This is a genomic window from Xanthomonas sontii (assembly GCF_040529055.1).
Lineage (GTDB): Bacteria > Pseudomonadota > Gammaproteobacteria > Xanthomonadales > Xanthomonadaceae > Xanthomonas_A > Xanthomonas_A sontii.
In genome coordinates this window covers 860,503-878,748 of the sequence record NZ_CP132342.1, presented here as the reverse complement: position 1 = coordinate 878,748, position 18,246 = coordinate 860,503, and the positions used below count along the sequence as shown (strand labels likewise).

The following is an 18,246-nucleotide window of genomic DNA, read 5'->3' as shown; positions in this document are numbered from 1 at the left end:
CTAGTCCAGCACGCGGCAGAACACCGCCTTGAGGTAGCGCGATTCCTGCACGTGGGCCATGAACGGGTGGTCGGCGCCGGCGCCGGCCACCTTCAGGATCTGGATGGTGCGGCCGGAGAAATAAGCGGCGCGGCGCAGCATGTCCAGGAACTCGTGCTCGGCGACCAGGCCGGTGCAGGAGAAGGTGGCGAACAGGCCGCCCGGGGCGACCACGCCCAGCGCCAGCTTGTTCATGTCCAGGTACTTCTTCAGCGCCGGGATCACCTGGTCGCGGTCGCGGGTCATCTTGGCCGGGTCCAGGATCACCACGTCGTACTGGTCGCCGCGGGCGGCGGCATCGCGCAGGTACGGGAAGATGTCGGCCTGCACGAACTTGGGGCGCACGTCGTTGAGGCGGGCGTTGCCCTTGGCGATCTCGATCACGTCCTCGTCGATGTCCACACCGACCACCTCGCTGGCGCCGCGGACCTTGGCGTACACCGCGAAGCCGCCGGTGTTGCAGCACAGGTCGAGCACGCGCTTGCCCTCCACCTGCTGGCTCAGCCACTGGCGGTTCTCGCGCTGGTCGGCGAAGAAGCCGGTCTTGTGCGCGCCGGCCGGATCGGCGCGGAAGCGCACGCCGTACTCGCTGATGATCGCCGGCTCCGGGCGCTCGCCGCTGCTGGACACCGGCCGGTAGTCGAAGCTCTCCTGCTTCTGCACGTGCTCTTCGGCGAAGCTGTAGAAGCGCGCGCCGGGGAACTGCGCGCGCAGCGCGGCGTAGATCCACTCGCGGTGGCGGAACATGCCGGCGCTGAAGAATTCCACCACCAGCAGGTCGCCGTAGCGGTCCACCACCAGGCCGGACAGGCCGTCGCCCTCGGCATGCACCACGCGCCAGGCATCGCTGATCGCGTCCAGCTTGAGCACGTCACGGCGCAGCGACACCGCCTCGGCGATCTTGCGCGCGAACCAGGACTCGTCGACCGCGATGTCGGGGTGGGTCTCGAGGATGCGCACGGCGATGCGCGAGTGGCCGTTGTAGAAGCCGCGGCCGATCCAGTCGCCGTCCACCCCGACCACGTCCACCAGCGCGCCCGGCTTGGGCTTGGCGGCGGGTTTTTCGACCAGTTTCTGGAAGATCCAAGGATGGCTGGAGCGCCAGGCGTTCTTGAGGCGGACTACGGGCAGGGGACTATTCATGAACGCCATTGTAGCCGCCCCGATTGACGGCACCGCCGGCAGCCGCAAGAATGCGCGAAGAAGGGGAGTAGCTCCCGACGTTGTCGCCGTCAATTCGAGCCCGCGGGCTCCGGTGCAACGGCAGCCGGTGCATCGGCTGCGAGCGAGACCTTCGCCGCAGTGGCGAAGGCACCCTCTGGACGACATCCGTCGTCTCCGTCCGGAACGCCTCCGCCACCGCGGCCCCGAGGTTCCCTGTTCACTGACGGAAAATTCCCAATGGAAACGATAGGCAACGTGTGGTTGTGGGGCGGTTTCGCGATCGTGGTGGTCGTGGCGCTGCTGGCGGACCTGGTGCTGATGCGCCACGGCGGTCCGCACAAGGTCACCTTCAAGGAAGCGCTGTGGTGGAGCATCGGCTGGATCGCGCTGGCGCTGGCGTTCAACGCCGGCCTGTGGTGGTACCTGCGCGAGACCATCGACGTGGCCACCGGCAACCGCCTGGGCCTTGAGTTCCTGACCGGCTACCTGGTCGAGAAGTCGCTGGCGGTCGACAACATCTTCGTGTTCCTGATGATCATGAGCTACTTCGCGGTGCCGGAGGAGCAGCGCCAGCGCGTGCTGGTGATCGGCGTGCTCGGCGCGATCGTGCTGCGCGCGGTGATGATCTTCGCCGGCTCGGTGCTGCTGACCAAGTTCCACTGGCTGCTGTACGTGTTCGGCGCGTTCCTGCTGCTGACCGGCATCAAGATGTGGTTCTCGGCGGGCAAGGAGCCGGACCTGGAGGCCAACCCGGTGCTGCGCTTCATGCGCAAGCATCTGCGCCTGACCCCGCAGTACCACGGCAACGCGCTGAGCGTGACCCAGGAAGGCAAGCGCTGGTTCACCCCGCTGTTCGCGGTGCTGATGCTGATCGCGATCACCGACGTGATCTTCGCGGTGGACAGCATCCCGGCGATCTTCGCGATCACCACCGACCCGTTCATCGTGCTGACCTCCAACGTGTTCGCGGTGCTGGGCCTGCGCGCGATGTTCTTCCTGCTGGCGGGCATGGCCGACCGCTTCCACCTGCTGCCCTACGGCCTGGCGATCGTGCTGGTGTTCATCGGCACCAAGATGCTGATCATCGACCTGTACAAGATCCCGGTGCTGGTGTCGCTGCTGGCGGTGGCGGTGGTGATCGGCGCCACCGTGGTGCTGAGCCTGCTGCGCCCGGCCAAGCCGGCGCACTGACCCGGCGCGGGCGCCGCGGCCGCGGATTGTCCCGCGGCCGCGGCCAGTCCCTCCCATCGGCAGCGCCTTGCCTTGGACGCCCGGCGCCGCCATCCAGGGAGCATGGACACCTCTTCGCTCCCCTCGCCCACGCCCGAACCCGATGCGCAGGGCCGCTTCGACCGCGCGCGGATCCTGCGCGCGTTCAATGTCAGCCTGGCCTTCGTGGCGGTGCTGGTGGCGGTATTCGCCAGCCAGGGCCTGTTCGACTGGCGGCCCTGGGCGGTCGCGCCGCACACGGCCGCCGGCCTGCTCGGCGTGCTGACCGCACCGCTGCTGCACGGCTCGCTGGAGCATCTGGGGGCCAATGCCGGCGCCCTGCTGATCCTGGGCACCCTGGCCGGCAGCGTGTATCCGCGCGCCACCCTGGCCGGGCTGCCCTTGCTGTGGCTGGGCTCGGGCCTGGGCGCCTGGTGGCTCGGCGATCCCGGCAGCCATCACCTGGGCGCCAGCGGCGTCGCTCACGGCCTGCTGTTCCTGGTGTTCGTGCTGGCCTTGCTGCGCCGCGACCGCGCCGCGATCGCCGCCAGCATGATCGCCTTCCTGTTCTACGGCGGCATGCTGGTGACGGTGCTGCCGCACGAGGACGGGGTGTCCTGGCAATCGCACCTGGGCGGCGCGGTGGGCGGCGTGGTCGCCGCGCTGCTGCTGCGCCATCGCGATCCGCTGCCACCGCGCAAGCGCTACAGCTGGGAGGACGAGGAGGACACCGACGAGATCCTCGCCGCCGACGACGAACTGGAACCGCCGCCGCCGACCCAGGTGCCGGTGCTGTGGCAGCCACCGCCGGCGCCGCCGCGCGGGGTCGTGCTGCGCTTCCCGCCGCGCGAGGAGCGTGACGGGGGCTGAGGCGGGAACGGTGCTTCCAGAAATACGCAAACCTGCTTCCGTGGGAGCGGCTTCAGCCGCGACGGGCCTTCCCGGTCACGCCCGTCGCGGCTGAAGCCGCTCCTCTCCGCAGTCGCGCGCCGCGGCATGCCGCCTCGGGCGACCCGTCCCTGCATCGCGCCGTACACTGACCGATCCGCCGTCGCTGTCCGAGTCCGCATGCCCGTGTCGCCCGCCTGTCGTGTCCGTTCCGTCGCCGTGGTGCTGGCGCTCGCCCTGGCCGCCTGCAGCGGTCCCGCGCTGCGTGCACCGGCGCCTGCGCCTGCGCCGGCCAAGGCGGTGGGCTATCTGCCGGCCGCGGCGGTGCCGGACAGCCTGCAGCTGCTGCCGGCGCCGCCGGCAGCCGACTCGCCGGGTGAGGCGTTGGACCTGGCGATCAACCGCGAGGCGCTGGCCCTGCGCGGCAGCGCGCGCTGGCAACAGGCCGCGCGCGATGCCGACCTGAGCTTCCCGAACGGCGCCGGCCAGTTCGCCTGCGCGCTGGGCGTGGCGATCGATGCGCAGCACACCCCGCATCTGTACACCTTGCTGGAGCGCAGCCGCATCGACGCCAGTGCCGCCACCAAGGCGGCCAAGCGCCGGTACCAGCGCGCGCGGCCGTTCCTGCGCAACGCGCAGGCGGTGTGCACCCCGGGCGATCTCGACGACCTGCGCCAGAGCGGCTCCTATCCGTCAGGACACAGCGCCATCGGCTGGGCCTGGGCGCTGATCCTGAGCGAGATCGCGCCCGAGCGCGCCACTGCGCTGATCGCGCGTGGTCGCAACTACGGCGAGAGCCGGCTGGTGTGCAACGTGCACTGGCAGAGCGACGTGCTCGCCGGCCGCTTCATGGGCGCGGCCACGGTGGCGCGGCTGCACGACGACCCGACCTTCAACGCCGACCTGGCCGCGGCGCGCGGCGAGATCGCCGCCGCCCGCGCGATCGGGCGGATGCCGGCAGGCGACTGCGCCGCGGAGAACGCGGTTCTGCAGGTGCGCCCGGCCAGCGCGCTGTAAGGCGACCGCCGCGCGCGGCCACACGACGGCCACGCGCACGGCGGCCGACACCTCACGCGTCGAGCGCGTCCTCCACCGCCACGGCCGGCGACGACGCCGCGGTGTCTTCCGCAAGCCGCGACACCTGCGCCGGTCTGGCTGCGGGCGCCGGCGCGGCCAGGCGGAACAGCGCGACCGACTGGCTCAGTTGCCCGGCCTCCTCTTCCATGGCGCGCGCAGAGGCCGTGGCTTCTTCGACCAGCGCCGCGTTCTGCTGGGTGGCCTGGTCCATCTGCGCCACGGTGGTGTTGACCTGTTCGATGCCGGCCGACTGCTCGCGCGAGGCCGCCGAGATCTCGCCCATGATGTCAGTGACGCGCTGCACCGAGGCCACGATCTCCTGCATGGTGGTGCCGGCCTGGCCGACCAGGGCCGAGCCGTCGGCCACGCGCTCCACCGACTCGTCGATCAGCCCCTTGATCTCCTTGGCCGCATTGGCCGAGCGCTGGGCCAGCGTCCGCACCTCGCTGGCGACGACCGCGAAGCCGCGGCCCTGTTCGCCGGCACGCGCGGCTTCCACCGCGGCGTTGAGCGCAAGGATATTGGTCTGGAAGGCGATGCCGTCGATCACGCCGATGATGTCGCCGATGCGCCGCGACGAGGACGCGATGCCCTCCATCGTGCTCACCACCTGGCCGACCACGTTGCCGCCCTGCACGGCGACCGCGGCCGCGCCGGCGGCCAGGCGGTTGGCCTGCTGCGCGTACTCGGCGTTCTGCTTGACCGTGGAGGTCAGTTCTTCCATCGACGCGGCGGTTTCTTCCAGGCTTGCCGCCTGCTGCTCGGTGCGCCGCGACAGGTCGTCGTTGCCGGCGGCGATCTCGGCGGCGGCCGCATCGATCGCGGCCGACGAGTGCTGGATGCGACCGACGATCTCGGTCAGACGCGCGACGGTGGCATTGGCATCGTCGCGCATCCGCGCGAACACGCCTTCGAACTCGCCGTGCATGCGCCCGGTCAGGTCGCCGCTGGCCACCGCCTGCAGCAGCGAGGAAAGCGCGTTGAGATTGCGGTCGGCCGTGCTCATCAGCTGATTGAGGTCGACCAGGATCTGCCGGAAGTCGAAGTCGAAGGCGGCCTCGTCGCTGCGCGCGGTGAAGTCGCCGGCGGCCGCCGCCGCGGCCATCCGCTTGATTTCGCCATTGATCCGCAGCAGGTTGCGGCGCACGTCGTTGAGCGACTGGGTGATGACCGCGCGTTCGCCCGGCAACGCTTCCAGTTCCTGCGACAGGTCGCCGCGCGCATAGCGCTTGATCAGCTCGACCACGCGCAGGGTCACCGCGATGTGCCCCTCGACCAGCGCGTTGCCGGCCTGGACCATGCTGCCGAACTCGCCGGGGAACTCGCTGGCGACGATGCGGTGGCTGGTGACGCCGGCCTCGTGCTGCGCGCCCATCTCGGTCTGTGCCTGGATCACGCGGCGCAACTGGCGCTGCATGCTGTCCATGGCCTGCAGCAACTGGCCGACCTCATCGCCGCTGTCGATGGCGATGGGGTTGTCCAGCTTGCCCTGCGACACCGCATGCGCGGTGCGGATGGCACGCCGCAACGGACGGGTGATGGCGCGCGCGACGATCCAGCCGAAGGCGATGCAGGCCAGCGCGCCGAGCACGCCGACGATCAGGCCGCCGACGCTGGCGGCGATCGAACTGTCCACGGCGTTCTGCACGGTGGCGCGGAAGCGCGCGTCGGCGCTGTGGTGCATCGCGTTGAGATGGGTGCGGTAGCGCTCCAGCGACGGTGCCATCGCCTCCATCTGCGCCGCATCCGGTTCGCGCTGCTGCGCGAAGGCCGCGGCCACCGCCGCCGCATGCGCGTAGTACTCGTCGAACTCCTTGCCCAGCCGCGCCAGTTCCCGGGCATTGCCCGGGTCGGTCTGCTGCAGCTTCTGGTAGGACGCGTGGATCTGCGACGCGATCGGCGCGGTCGCCTTGAGCATGTCCATGTCGCCGGCCGCCGCCGCGCCGTTCAGTCCATTGATGATCTTGTCCAGCGCGGCGACGTTGCGCGTCATGGTGTCCAGCACCGGGAAGTGCACGTCGCGGATCGCCTCCAGATGCCCGTTGTTGCGCTGGAACACCACGGTGCTGAAGCCGATGTAGCCCAGCAGGCACAGGATCGATACCGCCGCCGGCAGCAGGATCTTCCAGAACAACGGCAGGGAAAGCAGACGTCTCATCATGGAGGCTCTCCGGAGGCAATTAGGGCTTGAAGACGACCTTGACGCTCGCATCCTGCGTGCCGGCATCGATGTAGCCGATCGCGCCAGGCGAGGCGGCGACCGCCTTCTTGACCGCATCGTCGCCGGCCACGTGCTTGGGACGCTGCGCCTTGCCGGTGAACATCAGCTGCGACCAGTACGACTTCAGCTGCGCGGCATCGCGGCCGGTGACCTTCTTGTAGAACTCCTCGCGCGCCTTGGCGCCCTCGTCCTGGTCGATCGGCGTGGCCTGCGCGCCGCCCGGCAGGCTGTTGGACTTGGCCAGGAAGATCTGCGACACCTGGTCCTTGCTCAGGCTGTCCACCGGGCTCTTGGACGACATCACCACCACCACCTCGGCCTGCGCGGCGGTGCAGAACAGGGCCAGCGCTGCAGCGCCGGCAATCTTGTAAGCATTCATGGTGTCGTCCTCAGAACACGAAATCGAAGGAGGCCGACAGCAGGTTGTAGCTGCCGCCAGGACGGAAAACCGGCTGGATGTTGCCGAGGCTGCCGTACGAGCCGGCGTTGTTGACGATGTGGCTGGCCTGGAACTTGAAGGCCACGTTCTCGTACACGTCCCAGCGCAGCGAGGCGGTGTAGCTGTGGCGGCCGTTCTCGGCGAGCGCGACGGCGCGGGTCATCAGCCCCAGCGGATCGGCGCCCGGCGCGATCACCGGTGCCTTCTTGTCGACGTTGGCGTAGGTCAGCGACGGGGTCAGCGCGCCGAAGCGCGCACCGGCGCTCACGTAGCCGGAGGTGGTCTTGCCGTTGAGCGAAGGCGAGTAGTCGGCGCGGATGACTTCGGCGCGCGCGAACCACGGACCCGGATCGTAGCTGTAGCCGGCGCTGGCGAAGCTGCCGGCGACGCCGACGGTGTCCAGGCGTTCGGCCAGAGCCGGGTTGATCCGGCGGTACAGACCGAACAGGCGGTCCAGATCGTCAGTGCGGTAGTCGGCATTGCCCTTGATGTAGGCCACGCGGTAGGTGGAAGCGCCCTGGTCCAGCACCAGCGACAGGCCACGCATCGCGTGCACTTCGGCCTTCTTGGAATCGATGCGGCCGTAGAAGCCCTGCACGCTGAGCACGCTCTGGCCGACATTGCGCGTGTACACGCCTTCCACGCCGTCCATCGCCATCAGGTAGTTGTAGACCTCGTAGGGCGGACGCACCCACGGCGTGGCGTAGCCGACACGCTGGTACTCGGACAGCATGTACAGCGGCGCGGTGATCCGGCCGACACGCACCGCGAAGTCCGGCGCGAACTGGTACTTGACGTGGGCCAGGGTGACCTTCGGCGCATACGAGGCGCGCTCGGCGTACTCGCTGGTGACCTGCAGCACGCCGCTGAACTTGTCGGTAAAGGTGGCGTTGACCTGCCCGGCGATGCGCGAGTCCGGACGCGGCGAGGTCCGCTGGCTGGCGCCGGCGCCTTCGGTGGTCTGCAGGTCCGGCGTGAAGTCGGCACGGTCCTCGGTGGAGTGCACCAGGCCCAGGGTGCCGAAGCCGCTGAAGGACAGCTCGGGGCCGTCCTGGGCCTGGACATTGCCGGCAGAGGCGAGTGCCAGCGCACCGCTCAACAGTAAAACCTTGAATTTCATTGAATTTCCCCAGATGCATGGCGGGTTGGCGATGGCCGACGATCCGACCGCATCCCTATCCCCGTGGATGCGACCCGTGACGGCAGTGAGCCGATAAGGCGTTCGCGGCGCGTTCTTGAGCGCTGTCATGGTTTTTACGACGAACGGTTCTCAGAACCCGGGCCGCGGTGTGTCCTGACGGCCGGCCAGCGGTGGCAGCCGCCACCCTGCCGTTGGACAGATGTCGGCCGCCGCGGCAGCCCGCTAGACTCGCCGCCACGACCCGCCAAGGACCTGCACCCATGACCCAGTGGTACTTTCTGACCGGCAGCGAACAGACCCGCTCCGGCCCGTTCGACGATGCCGATGCAGTCACCTTCGCCCGCAACAACCCCACGGCACTGGCCTGGAGCCAGGGCCAGAACGGCTGGCTGCCGGTGGCGCAGATCGCGGCCCTGCAGGGCGGCGCGACGTTCCTGCCGCCGGGCCTGCCGCCGCCGCCGGCCGCAGGCGGCCGTGCCGACGAGATCGACTTCCGCATCGTCGGCCACGAAATGCAGTTCGTGGAGATCGAGCTGGACCCCGGCGAGAGCGCGGTGGCCGAGGCCGGCGCCCTGATGTTCAAGGACGCGGCGGTGCAGATGGACACCGTGTTCGGCGACGGTTCCGGCGGCAACCAGGGCGGGCTGATGGGCAAGCTGCTGTCGGCCGGCAAGCGCCTGGTCACCGGCGAGAGCCTGTTCACCACGGTGTTCACCCACCAGGGCCAGGGCAAGGCCAAGGTCGCCTTCGCCGCGCCCTACCCCGGCACGGTGCTGGCGATGAAGCTGGACCAGCACGGCGGCCGCCTGATCTGCCAGAAGGACAGCTTCCTGGCCGGCGCACGCGGCGTGTCGCTGGGGATCCATTTCCAGCGCAAGATCATGACCGGCCTGTTCGGCGGCGAAGGTTTCATCATGCAGAAGCTGGAGGGCGACGGCTGGGTGTTCGTGCATGCCGGCGGCTGCGTGATCGAGCGCGAGCTGGCCGCCGGCGAGCGGCTGGACGTGGACACCGGCTGCGTGGTCGCCTTCCACGCCTCGGTGGACATGGACGTGCGCCCGGTCAGCGGCATCAAGAGCATGTTCTTCGGCGGCGAAGGCATGTTCCTGGCCACCCTCACCGGACCCGGCAAGGTCTGGCTGCAGTCGCTGCCGTTCTCGCGCTTGGCCGGACGTATGTTCGCCGCCGCGCCGCAGGGCGGCGGGCAGAACCGCGGCGAAGGCTCGGTGCTGGGCGGCTTCGGCCGCATCCTCGACGGCGACAACAACTTCTAAAGCAGCGCATTCGCCCCTCTCCCCCGGGAGAGGGGTTGGGGTGAGGGTACGGCGCGCAGCGTCTCGCAGAATGCGTAGTACAAGCCTCCACACCCTCACCCAAGCACCCGCACACTCCACCCCATGACCTCCAGTCGTGGGCGGTGCAGGAGGATGCGGCTATCCTCGCGCCGGCTCCTCCCTTCTTCTTCCTTCCGCGACGCATCCATGACCGTGTTCCGTTCCCCGCGCCTGCTGCTGTCCCTGTCCCTGTTCGGCCTGCTTGCCGCCTGTGGCGGCGAACCCAAGCCGGCGCCGCCGGCCCCGGTGGTGAGCGGACCGGCACCGCTGCCCACGCCGGCCGCCCAGCCGCTGCGCATCGGCATCGCCCTGGGCGGCGGTGCGGCCAAGGGCTTCGCCCACATCGGCGTGATCAAGATGCTGCAGGCCAATGGCCTGGAGCCGACGGTGGTGTCCGGCACCAGCGCCGGCAGCGTGGTCGGCGCGCTGTACGCCAGCGGCATGGACGCGTTCCAGATGCAGCAGGCGGCGGTGGCGCTGGACGAGAGCAGCATCCGCGACATGCGCCTGTTCTCCGGCGGCCTGGTGCAGGGCCAGGCGCTGCAGGACTACGTCAACGCCCAGCTCAAGGGCAAGCCGATCGAGAAGCTGGCCAAGCCGTTCGCCGCGGTCGCCACCCGGCTGGAAGACGGCGAGCGCACCGTGTTCGTGCGCGGCAATGCCGGCCAGGCGGTGCGCGCGTCCAGCAGCATCCCCGGCGTGTTCGAGCCGGTGACCATCGGCAAGTTCCATTACGTGGACGGCGGCGTGGTCAGCCCGGTGCCGGTGGACGCGGCGCGCCAGCTCGGCGCCGACTTCGTCATCGCCGTGGACATCTCCAGCAAGGCCAGCGGCAAGAACCCGGGCAGCATGCTCGGCACCGTCAACCAGTCGATCGCGATCATGGGCCAGCGCCTGGGCCAGCAGGAACTGGGCCGCGCCGACATCGTGATCCGGCCCAAGGTCAACGACATCGGCGCGGCCGACTTCGCCCAGCGCAACGCCGCGATCCTGGAAGGCGAAAAGGCCGCGCTGGCAGCGATGCCGCAGATCAAGGCCAAGCTGGCGCAACTGCAGCAGCAGCGCGCGGCCGCCGCAGCCGCGGCGGCAAAGGCCGCGCAACCGGCGCCGCCGCCGTGCGAGCCGCAGTCGCGACTGGGCCGCCTGCTGCGCCGCGACGATCCCTGCAAGCCGAAAGACTGAGCATTCGCTCCCCTCTCCCCCGGGAGAGGGGCCGGGGGTGAGGGTAAGCACTCCAGTCACATTTGCAGAACCGCGCGCGCCGCTGTGACGCCTGGCGTGGGACGCACAGCAGGCGCATCCAGCATGCGCACTGCGGACATGACCACAGGTCCCGCAGGCGTCGCGTCACTCAGATCCGCGGCACCGCACTCTGCCGCTGCGCGTCCTGCTGGTGGACATCCTGATGCAGGGCGACCTGCTGCGCCTGGACCAACGCCTGCTGCCGATCGAACTCGGCAAGCCGCTCGAAGGACTGCGCTACCGGCGTGCGGATCGCCTCTTCGGTGGACATGTGCGCGCGCAGGTGCGCCGGATCCTTCGGATCGCCCTGCACGACGAACACCAGTTCGCCCGGCTGCGCCGTGCGCCCGCGCTCGCTCAACAGCACGTGATCCACTCGCTGCAGACCGTTGCGTGCGGCCAGGTCGGTGACGCTGGCCGCCATGCAGGCGCTGTCCGCATCGGGGCTGCGCCCCAACTGCCGATCCAGCGCCTGGGTGCCGGCGGCGCACTGCTGGTACAGCGCATGACGCCGATGGCCTGGCTCGCTGGGATCGGACGTGCGCGCGGCCTGCGCGACCGCCGGTCCCGCCTGGACCGGATCGGCTTCGGCCAGCGTCTGCGGGCTGCGCAGGATCGGCTGGTGGCGGTACGGATCCTCGGGATGGAACTGCTCGCGTAACTGCTGGCGCTCCAGTCGCAGTGCACGCGTATCGTCAAGCTCGCGCAGCTGCTGCGGGTCGCGCACCGGCTGGGCGATGGTCTGCTCGCCGCCATCGACCCAGTTGGTCCATTTGCCGGTCCGCGCATCGCGCTCGTAGTAGACGCTCCGATCGCCGATCCGCTCCGGATCGGCGATCGGCCGCGCTTCGTGCGCGAGCGCCCGCGCAGCGGTCATGCGCCCGATATAGGACATCGCATCCAGCTGCGCGTCGTCGTACTTGCGCACGTCGTTCATGGTGAAACCGGCGCGGCTCAAGCCGAGTGCGGAATTGTCGAGCATCATCGACCAGACCTTCTCCGCTTCGGGCTCGCCACCATGGCGGCGCGCGGCGTCGAGCAGTTCGCGCGGCGTCCAGCCATTGGGGTTGATGTGATGCTTCTGGAAGGTCGCGTCATGGACGGCTTCGACGTCCTTGACTGGAAGATTCAGAGCCTGCGCGGGTTGACCATTGTCGAAGTAGCTTCGCCGACTCTCGAAGTCGCTCTTCATCAAATCAATGCCGAATTTGTTCCACTGCCGTTCGCTCATCGCGACGCCGTCACGACGGGCCTGGCTCTCGGCGAACGCGTTTGCCGTGGCACCTGGTGCGTTATCGTTGCGGACGACACCGAGCGCGAGCAACCCGTAGCCGTCGTTGCCTTGCTTGTTTGCGAGGTAGTTCCAATAAAGCTCTCGATTTCCCTGTTCGGCGTAGTAACCGAGAACTGCGATATCGCCCTTGTCCAGACCACTCATTCCCAGAGCTCCTTTGCCGTTTGCCTACAGAACTACCTGTTCTGCGCCCGATTCCCTTTCACCATGAACTTCTCCAGATAGCTACGCGCTGCATCCTCGATTCTTTTCCAGTCCGGCAATGCAGCGCGCACGTAGCGCACCTCCACGAGCGTACTGACGTCGGGAAGCACCAAGATATGACGGCACTCTGGAAGTTCGGCGTCTTGGCTACGCACCAGCTTTCCTTTCTGGTACTCCACACCGGTTTCCGCCACTACATGCGAGGTGCACTTGATGAAGGTGCGAATTTCGCCATGTGCATCCCGTTCGACGTACCAATCATCGTGCTCCTCCGCGTTGAACACAGGCGCCGACGCCCGGTATCCCTTTGCCTTGTAGTAGGCAAACACTTTCGGAAGATCCGGATAGTAGGGCGTCAGCCCATATACCGGACTTTGCCTGAGACGGCTCTGCAGATGCTCTGCCGGATTCTCCTTGTCCGCGGAATAGCCGGTGTAGCGCCTGCGTAGCGCCTCATGCACGTCCACCCCATCCAAATAGTGGTACCCGATATCGACCGTCCGCGTCGACACATCCAGGCTCAGATGCGCGCGTTCGCCCGGTGCGAACGGCTGCAGCGACGGGTATTCCAGGTACAGGCCGAAACTGTCGTCGAAGTTCGGCCCCATCTGGTCGCCGAAGTAGTTGGCCGGAATGCGTAGCTTGTACGGACCCAGGCATGCCTCCATCAATGGCGGCGGCGTCTTGAACGGATCCTGTGGGCCGAGCTGGCGCTGTCTCACGCAGCCCTGGGCATTGGTGGAGGTAGCCGCCGGCGTGTCGGCAGAGCCGGACTGTGCGCACCCTGCCAGGGGCAGGATGCCGGCAAGCAACAAGCACTGGGCCAAGCGCGTGACGGGTCGCATCTGCATCCTCCGATGATGGCGGCGGCAGTATAGACGCGCAGTGCCGGCCATCGGCACGCATCGCCACGGCGACCACCATCGCAGCAATGCCGGGCTGCGCGACGGGCGTCCTTGCCTGTCATGCGCCGTCGCTCAGTACCGCCAGCGCAGGGTAAAGCTGACGAACCGCGGCTCGCCGTAGTTCTGGTAATCCAGGTTGGCCCAGTACTTCTTGTTCAATGCATTGGTCACCGCCAGGGTCGCGGTCCACTGCGTGCTGAGCTGGTAGTTGGCATTGAAATGCACCAGCGCGTACGGGTCCTGCACCACGGTGACCGGGCGCGTGGCGGCGCTGCCGTCGCCGACCGGGCGCTGGATGTTGTAGCCGCGCACCGCGCTCTGCCAGCTCACGCCGCCGCCCAGGCTCAGGCGCTGCCAGGCGCCGGGCAGGCGCACCTGGGTGGACAGCTGCAGGTAGTCCTCCGGCAGGTTGGCGTAGATCGCGTCGGTGGGCGCGCGGGTGACCTTGGCGTGGGTGTAGCCGGCATTGAGCGTCCAGCCCGGGCGCAGTTCGCCGTTGTATTCCAGTTCCCAGCCGCGGCTCTTGGTGCCGTCGACGCCGATGTAGGCCGAGCTGCCGTCGGGCAGCGAGGCTTCGGGCTGGGTCATGTCGCGCACCGCGTAGTTGTCCTGCCTGGCCTCGAACACCGCCGCGCTGAGCAGCGCGCGGCCGTCGGCCAACTGCGCCTTGATGCCCGCTTCCAGGTTGGAGCCCTGCACCGGCGCCAGCAGGTTGTTGTCCTTGTCCTTGTAGTTCTGCGGATTGAAGATCTCGGTGTAGCTGGCGTAGGTGGAGATGGCCGGGGTGAGGTCGTAGACCAGGCCGACGTAGGGCGTGACCTCGTCGCTGACCCGGTAGCGGCCGCTGGTGCCGGTGTAGCTGCCGTCGGCGGCGAAGGCCTGGGTGCGGGTCTGCCAGGAACTCAGACGTGCGCCGGCAATCAGCGACAGCGGTTCGGCCAGGCGCAGCCGGGTGGAGGCGTACACGCCGCGCTGGGTGGTGCGTGCCTCGCGCCGCGCGCCGGTACGCGCGGTGGTGATCTGGCCCACGTCGCCGTGCCAGTCGTAGACGTTGGGGATGTAGTAGCAGCGTTCGCGGCCGCAGGTGGTCCAGTCGCCCGGATAGCGCAGCGCCAGGGTCGGCGTGTTCGACTGCAGGTCCTGCCAGCTGCCGCCGAGGACCAGGTCGTGGTCGCGGCCGAACAGCGGGAAGCTGCCGGACAGGTACACGTCCAGGCCGTCGCGGGTGTCGGTGGTCTGCCCGGCGGCGGCGCGCAGGTAGATGCCGCTGCCGTCGCGCTTGGGATAGCCGCTGCCGTAGACGCGCAGGTTTTCGACCTCGCCCTCGGTGCGCGCCAGGTTGACCTTCAGCAGCCAGTTGTCGCCGAAGCGCTGTTCCAGGTTGGCGAAGGTGGTGCGGGTGTTGCGCTGCCAGCGCGCCCACTTCGGCGCCAGGTTGGTGGACGTGGGCAGGTCGGCGTACGCGCCGTCGGCGAAGAAGTACGGCACCGTGCCCCAGGTCGAGCCGACCGGGTCGTTGTCCTGGCGCTGGTAGCCGACGGTGACCGTGGTGGTGTCGGTCAGGTCGCCTTCCAGCACCGCCATGCCCGACATCTTCTGCTCGGTGTAGTGGTCGTAGTAGTAGCCGCGGTCCTGCCAGGCGGCGACGAAACGGCTGCGGAAGCGGCCGTCGGCGGTCAGCGGCGCGGTGACGTCGGCCTGGGTGCGGCGGAAGTCCCAGGTGCCGAGCGAGGCCGCGAACGACGCATCGAAGCTCTTGCCGGGGCGCTTGCGCAGCAGGTTGACCGTGGCCGAGGGAATGCCGGCGCCGCTGAGCAGGCCGTTGGCGCCGCGGATCACCTCGACGCGGTCGTAGAAGACCATGTCGTATTCCTGGTTGGTCGAACCGCTGTAGGTGGGCAGGCCGTCGACCTGGAAGTCGGTGATCTGGAAGCCGCGCGCGAAGTACAGCGGGCGCTGGGTGTCGTAGAAGGACACGTTGACGCCGGTGACGTTGCGCATGACGTCGTTGACGCTGAACAGCGATTCCTCTTCCAGCCGCTGCTGGCCCAGCACGCTCACCGACTGCGGCGTCTCCTGCAGCGTCAGCGGCAGGCGGGTGGTGGTGGACGGCTGCGCGCGCGACGGGCTGCCGCTGACCTCGACCTTGTCCAGCGTGGTCGGCTGCACGTCGGCCGCGGCCTCGGCTTCTGCGGCGAGCAGCGGTGCCGAGGCGGCGGAGAGCGCGGACAGCACGGCGAGGGACAGCAGACGGCGTGGAGCGGAGGAAAGCATGAATCGATCTCGCGAAGTTTGGGCACGGGGCGACACGGTCGCGCCGCGGGTGGCAGGAAAAGGACAGGCGCAGCCGCACTCCACGGCGGAAACCGGCGTGGCTGGCCCGGCAGGGCTGGCGGAGGGGCTGTGGCCGTGGATGGCCGTCGCAGAACGCAAATGTAAATCGTTAGCAAAAACTTAACAAGGGCGGCCACGCGCCGACACGCTGCGACACATCCGCAGCGTTCCCGCTAGCCGCGCGGCAACGGCAGGCCGGCGAAGTCCTTGACCGTGCGCAGCACGAAGCTGGAATTGACGTCGGCGACGCCGGCGGCGTTGAGCAACTTGTCCAGCAGAAACGCGGAGAAGTGCGCCAGATCGCGGACGTAGACGTGCAACAGGTAGTCCATGTCGCCGGTCAGCGCATGGCAGGCGACCACCTCGTCCCAGCCTTGCACGCTGTCGGCGAAATGGGCGATGCCGCTCTGGCCGTGCTTCTCCAGCTGCACGCGCACGAAGGCCTGCAGGCCCAGGCCGATCGCCGCCGGCACCAGCCGCGCGGCGTAGCCGGCGACCACGCCCTCGGCCTCCAGCCGCTGCACCCGGCGCAGGCAAGCCGAGGGCGACAGGTTCACCTGCGCGGCCAGTTCGGCATTGCTGGCGCGGCCTTCCCGCTGCAGCAGGGCGAGCAGGCGCAGGTCGGTGCGGTCGAAGGTCGGCGATCCGGTCATTTATTGCTCTGCAACATGGCTTCTACGCAATAATCTTGCGCGCAGCGCGCCGATCCGTGCAACTTCGCAAGCCCATTGCGCGCCCGCGCGCCTACCATCGTGGCTATTCCTTTCCGGAGCGTCGACCATGGACACCGCACCGCGCCGCGTCGAACACCAGCAGACCGACAAGGGCTACGTGCCGGTCTACACCACGGCCGTAGTGACCCAGCCGTGGGACAGCTACAGCGCCGACGACCACGCCACCTGGGGCACGCTGTACACGCGCCAGCGCGAGCTGCTGGTCGGCCGCGCCTGCGCCGAGTTCCTGCAGGCGCAGGACGCGATGGGCATGAGTTCGCAGGCGATCCCGCGCTTCGACGAGCTCAACGCGGTGCTGCAGGCGACCACCGGCTGGACCCTGGTCGGCGTCGAAGGGTTGCTGCCGGAGCTGGACTTCTTCGACCACCTGGCCAACCGCCGCTTCCCGGTGACCTGGTGGATCCGCCGTCCCGAACAGATCGACTACATCGCCGAGCCGGACCTGTTCCACGACCTGTTCGGCCACGTGCCGCTGCTGATGAACCCGCTGTTCGCCGACTACATGCAGGCCTACGGCCGCGGCGGGGTGAAGGCGCACGCGATCGGCCCGGACGCGCTGCAGAACCTGACCCGGCTGTACTGGTACACGGTGGAGTTCGGCCTGATCGACACCCCCGACGGCCTGCGCATCTACGGCGCCGGCATCGTCTCGTCGAAGGGCGAATCGCTCTACTCGCTGGAGTCGGGCGCACCCAACCGCATCGGCTTCGACCTGCAGCGGATCATGCGCACCCGCTACCGCATCGACACCTACCAGAAGACCTACTTCGTCATCGACAGCTTCGAACAGCTGATGCAGGCGACCTCGCCGGATTTCACCCCGATCTATGCGGCACTGGCCGACCAGGCGCATCTGCCGGCTGGCCAGGTGCAGGCGCAGGACCGCGTGTTCCATGCCGGCAGCGGCGAAGGCTGGGCGGACGGCGGCGACGTGTGAATCGCGGCATTACCCGTCTCCGCCAAACCTGACGGAGACGGGGCAGGGCGCCGGGTCAGTCGGTGCCGTACTTCGGGTTGTAGGGCCCGTACAACAAGCCGCCAGGGTGGCCGGCGGACAGCAGACGCTGGCTGGCCACGTTCCCCATCTGATGCCCTTGGTCGGTGACCTGGTTGACGACCTGATTGATCGCAGCCGTCACCAGCATTCCGACCAGGCCGCCCCCGGCGTTGTTCTGATTTTCGCCGCTCGACGCCTGTGCCTGGCCCTGCCACAGCACCGTCCCGGTGCGCAGATCCACCAGCTTGGCGTTGGCCGAGACCACGACCACGCTGTTGATGATCTGGTAGACGGCACCGTACTTTTCCACGGTGATGTACAGCGCGGCGTCGGCGCCGAAGATTTCCCGCAACTTCTCCGGAGACACCGCCTGTGCTTCATCCGCCACGGTGATGCCGTTCTGCTTGAAGGTCTCGTAGACCGGCGCCACCGGCATCACGTAGTAGCCCGCTTCGGCCAGCGGCAACGTGGTGACCGACAGCACGCTCAGGCTGGCGTTGACGTCCGGTGCGTGGCTGACCGGCGGCAAGACCAGGATCGACCGCGGCTTGCTGGCCTTGTACGCGCTGTAATCGCGCGACATCGGCTGCGTCGCGCAGGCGCTCAGCAGCAGACCGAGCACGGCCACGCAGGCCATTCTTGCGACGTTCTTCATTGCGCGCTCCTCGCGTTGCTGGCGTTCTTCAACAACAGATCGATGTAGGTGCCGGACTCGGGATACTGCGTCTTCTCGGCGAGGAGTTCCTGCTGCGCTTTGGCATCGTTGCCGGTTTCGGCGTACAGCATGCCCAGATGCGCCTGCAGTCCCGGCGGCGGCCTGCGGTTGGCGGCCTGCATCACCTGCAGGTCCTTTTCCAGCGCCTGGATCTGCTGTTCCGGGCTACCTCCCTTAAAGTGGCTGTAGACCTGATCCTGGTAGCTGCCCCACTGGTAGAGCGAGGCGCTCTGGTGTGCGCAGCCGACCAGCGCGAGCATGGCGCAGGCGCCAAGCCAGAACCGCGTGCGGACATTGAGGGTATTCATG

Annotated in this window: 16 protein-coding genes; 6 read left to right on the top strand and 10 right to left on the bottom strand. The window is 68.4% G+C overall.

Going from position 1 to position 18,246, the window contains the following annotated elements:
- Window positions 1-1,182, bottom strand: a complete 1,182-nt coding sequence (locus tag RAB70_RS03775; protein ID WP_148827381.1) for a class I SAM-dependent rRNA methyltransferase — start codon at window positions 1,180-1,182, stop codon at window positions 1-3.
- Window positions 1,183-1,440: 258 nt separating this feature from the next.
- Here RAB70_RS03775 and RAB70_RS03770 point away from each other — a divergent pair, with 258 nt between their 5' ends.
- From RAB70_RS03770 to RAB70_RS03760, 3 genes are all read left to right on the top strand, one after another.
- A complete protein-coding gene (locus tag RAB70_RS03770) occupies window positions 1,441-2,394 on the top strand; it encodes a TerC family protein (RefSeq protein ID WP_010343036.1) in 954 nt (317 codons plus the stop codon).
- Window positions 2,395-2,496: 102 nt separating this feature from the next.
- Window positions 2,497-3,282: a rhomboid family intramembrane serine protease gene (locus tag RAB70_RS03765; RefSeq protein WP_017917642.1), complete on the top strand. Its 786-nt coding sequence runs from the start codon at window positions 2,497-2,499 to the stop codon at window positions 3,280-3,282.
- A gap of 198 nt (window positions 3,283-3,480) precedes the next feature.
- A complete protein-coding gene (locus RAB70_RS03760; RefSeq protein ID WP_148827384.1) occupies window positions 3,481-4,317 on the top strand; it encodes a phosphatase PAP2 family protein in 837 nt (278 codons plus the stop codon).
- Between the two features lie 52 nt (window positions 4,318-4,369).
- On the opposite strand, the gene RAB70_RS03755 is transcribed toward RAB70_RS03760, so the two are convergent.
- Genes RAB70_RS03755 through RAB70_RS03745 form a run of 3 tightly spaced genes read right to left on the bottom strand, consistent with a single transcriptional unit; the run spans window position 4,370 to window position 8,157 of the window.
- Complete coding sequence (locus RAB70_RS03755; RefSeq protein WP_148827386.1) at window positions 4,370-6,538, bottom strand: methyl-accepting chemotaxis protein; 2,169 nt, start codon at window positions 6,536-6,538, stop codon at window positions 4,370-4,372.
- A 19-nt stretch (window positions 6,539-6,557) separates the two neighbouring features.
- Entirely contained in the window at window positions 6,558-6,977 is a 420-nt protein-coding gene (locus tag RAB70_RS03750; RefSeq protein ID WP_017917181.1) for a hypothetical protein, read from the bottom strand.
- Window positions 6,978-6,987: 10 nt separating this feature from the next.
- Window positions 6,988-8,157, bottom strand: a complete 1,170-nt coding sequence (locus RAB70_RS03745; RefSeq protein WP_148827388.1) for a hypothetical protein — start codon at window positions 8,155-8,157, stop codon at window positions 6,988-6,990.
- Window positions 8,158-8,438: 281 nt separating this feature from the next.
- Here RAB70_RS03745 and RAB70_RS03740 point away from each other — a divergent pair, with 281 nt between their 5' ends.
- The gene (locus tag RAB70_RS03740; protein ID WP_017917182.1) at window positions 8,439-9,452 is read left to right on the top strand and encodes a TIGR00266 family protein; all 1,014 of its coding nucleotides are present in this window, start codon (window positions 8,439-8,441) and stop codon (window positions 9,450-9,452) included.
- A gap of 207 nt (window positions 9,453-9,659) precedes the next feature.
- Window positions 9,660-10,694: a patatin-like phospholipase family protein gene (locus RAB70_RS03735; protein WP_148827390.1), complete on the top strand. Its 1,035-nt coding sequence runs from the start codon at window positions 9,660-9,662 to the stop codon at window positions 10,692-10,694.
- Window positions 10,695-10,863: 169 nt separating this feature from the next.
- Here RAB70_RS03735 and RAB70_RS03730 read toward each other — a convergent pair whose 3' ends face one another.
- The 4 genes from RAB70_RS03730 to RAB70_RS03715 all read right to left on the bottom strand — a co-directional run bounded on the left by RAB70_RS03730 (window position 10,864) and on the right by RAB70_RS03715 (window position 16,144).
- Complete coding sequence (locus RAB70_RS03730) at window positions 10,864-12,192, bottom strand: XVIPCD domain-containing protein (RefSeq protein ID WP_043082768.1); 1,329 nt, start codon at window positions 12,190-12,192, stop codon at window positions 10,864-10,866.
- A gap of 32 nt (window positions 12,193-12,224) precedes the next feature.
- Window positions 12,225-13,097 carry a hypothetical protein gene (locus RAB70_RS03725; RefSeq protein WP_170268208.1) on the bottom strand — a complete coding sequence of 291 codons (873 nt, stop codon included), beginning with the start codon at window positions 13,095-13,097 and terminating at the stop codon, window positions 12,225-12,227.
- Window positions 13,098-13,229: 132 nt separating this feature from the next.
- Window positions 13,230-15,431, bottom strand: coding sequence for a TonB-dependent siderophore receptor (locus RAB70_RS03720; RefSeq protein WP_148827394.1), 2,202 nt, complete (start codon window positions 15,429-15,431; stop codon window positions 13,230-13,232).
- A 233-nt stretch (window positions 15,432-15,664) separates the two neighbouring features.
- Window positions 15,665-16,144, bottom strand: a complete 480-nt coding sequence (locus RAB70_RS03715) for an Lrp/AsnC family transcriptional regulator (protein ID WP_010343045.1) — start codon at window positions 16,142-16,144, stop codon at window positions 15,665-15,667.
- A 127-nt stretch (window positions 16,145-16,271) separates the two neighbouring features.
- Here RAB70_RS03715 and phhA point away from each other — a divergent pair, with 127 nt between their 5' ends.
- A complete protein-coding gene (phhA, locus tag RAB70_RS03710; protein ID WP_148827396.1) occupies window positions 16,272-17,162 on the top strand; it encodes a phenylalanine 4-monooxygenase in 891 nt (296 codons plus the stop codon).
- 55 nt (window positions 17,163-17,217) lie between these two features.
- Here the strand turns inward: phhA and RAB70_RS03705 are convergent, their stop codons facing one another.
- Together RAB70_RS03705 and RAB70_RS03700 are read right to left on the bottom strand one after the other, a co-directional pair.
- Complete coding sequence (locus tag RAB70_RS03705) at window positions 17,218-17,877, bottom strand: DUF799 domain-containing protein (protein ID WP_167522045.1); 660 nt, start codon at window positions 17,875-17,877, stop codon at window positions 17,218-17,220.
- Entirely contained in the window at window positions 17,874-18,245 is a 372-nt protein-coding gene (locus RAB70_RS03700; protein WP_017914534.1) for a DUF4810 domain-containing protein, read from the bottom strand. Before RAB70_RS03700 ends, RAB70_RS03705 begins: the two co-directional genes overlap by 4 nt.
- Between the last annotated feature and the right edge of the window lies 1 nt (window position 18,246).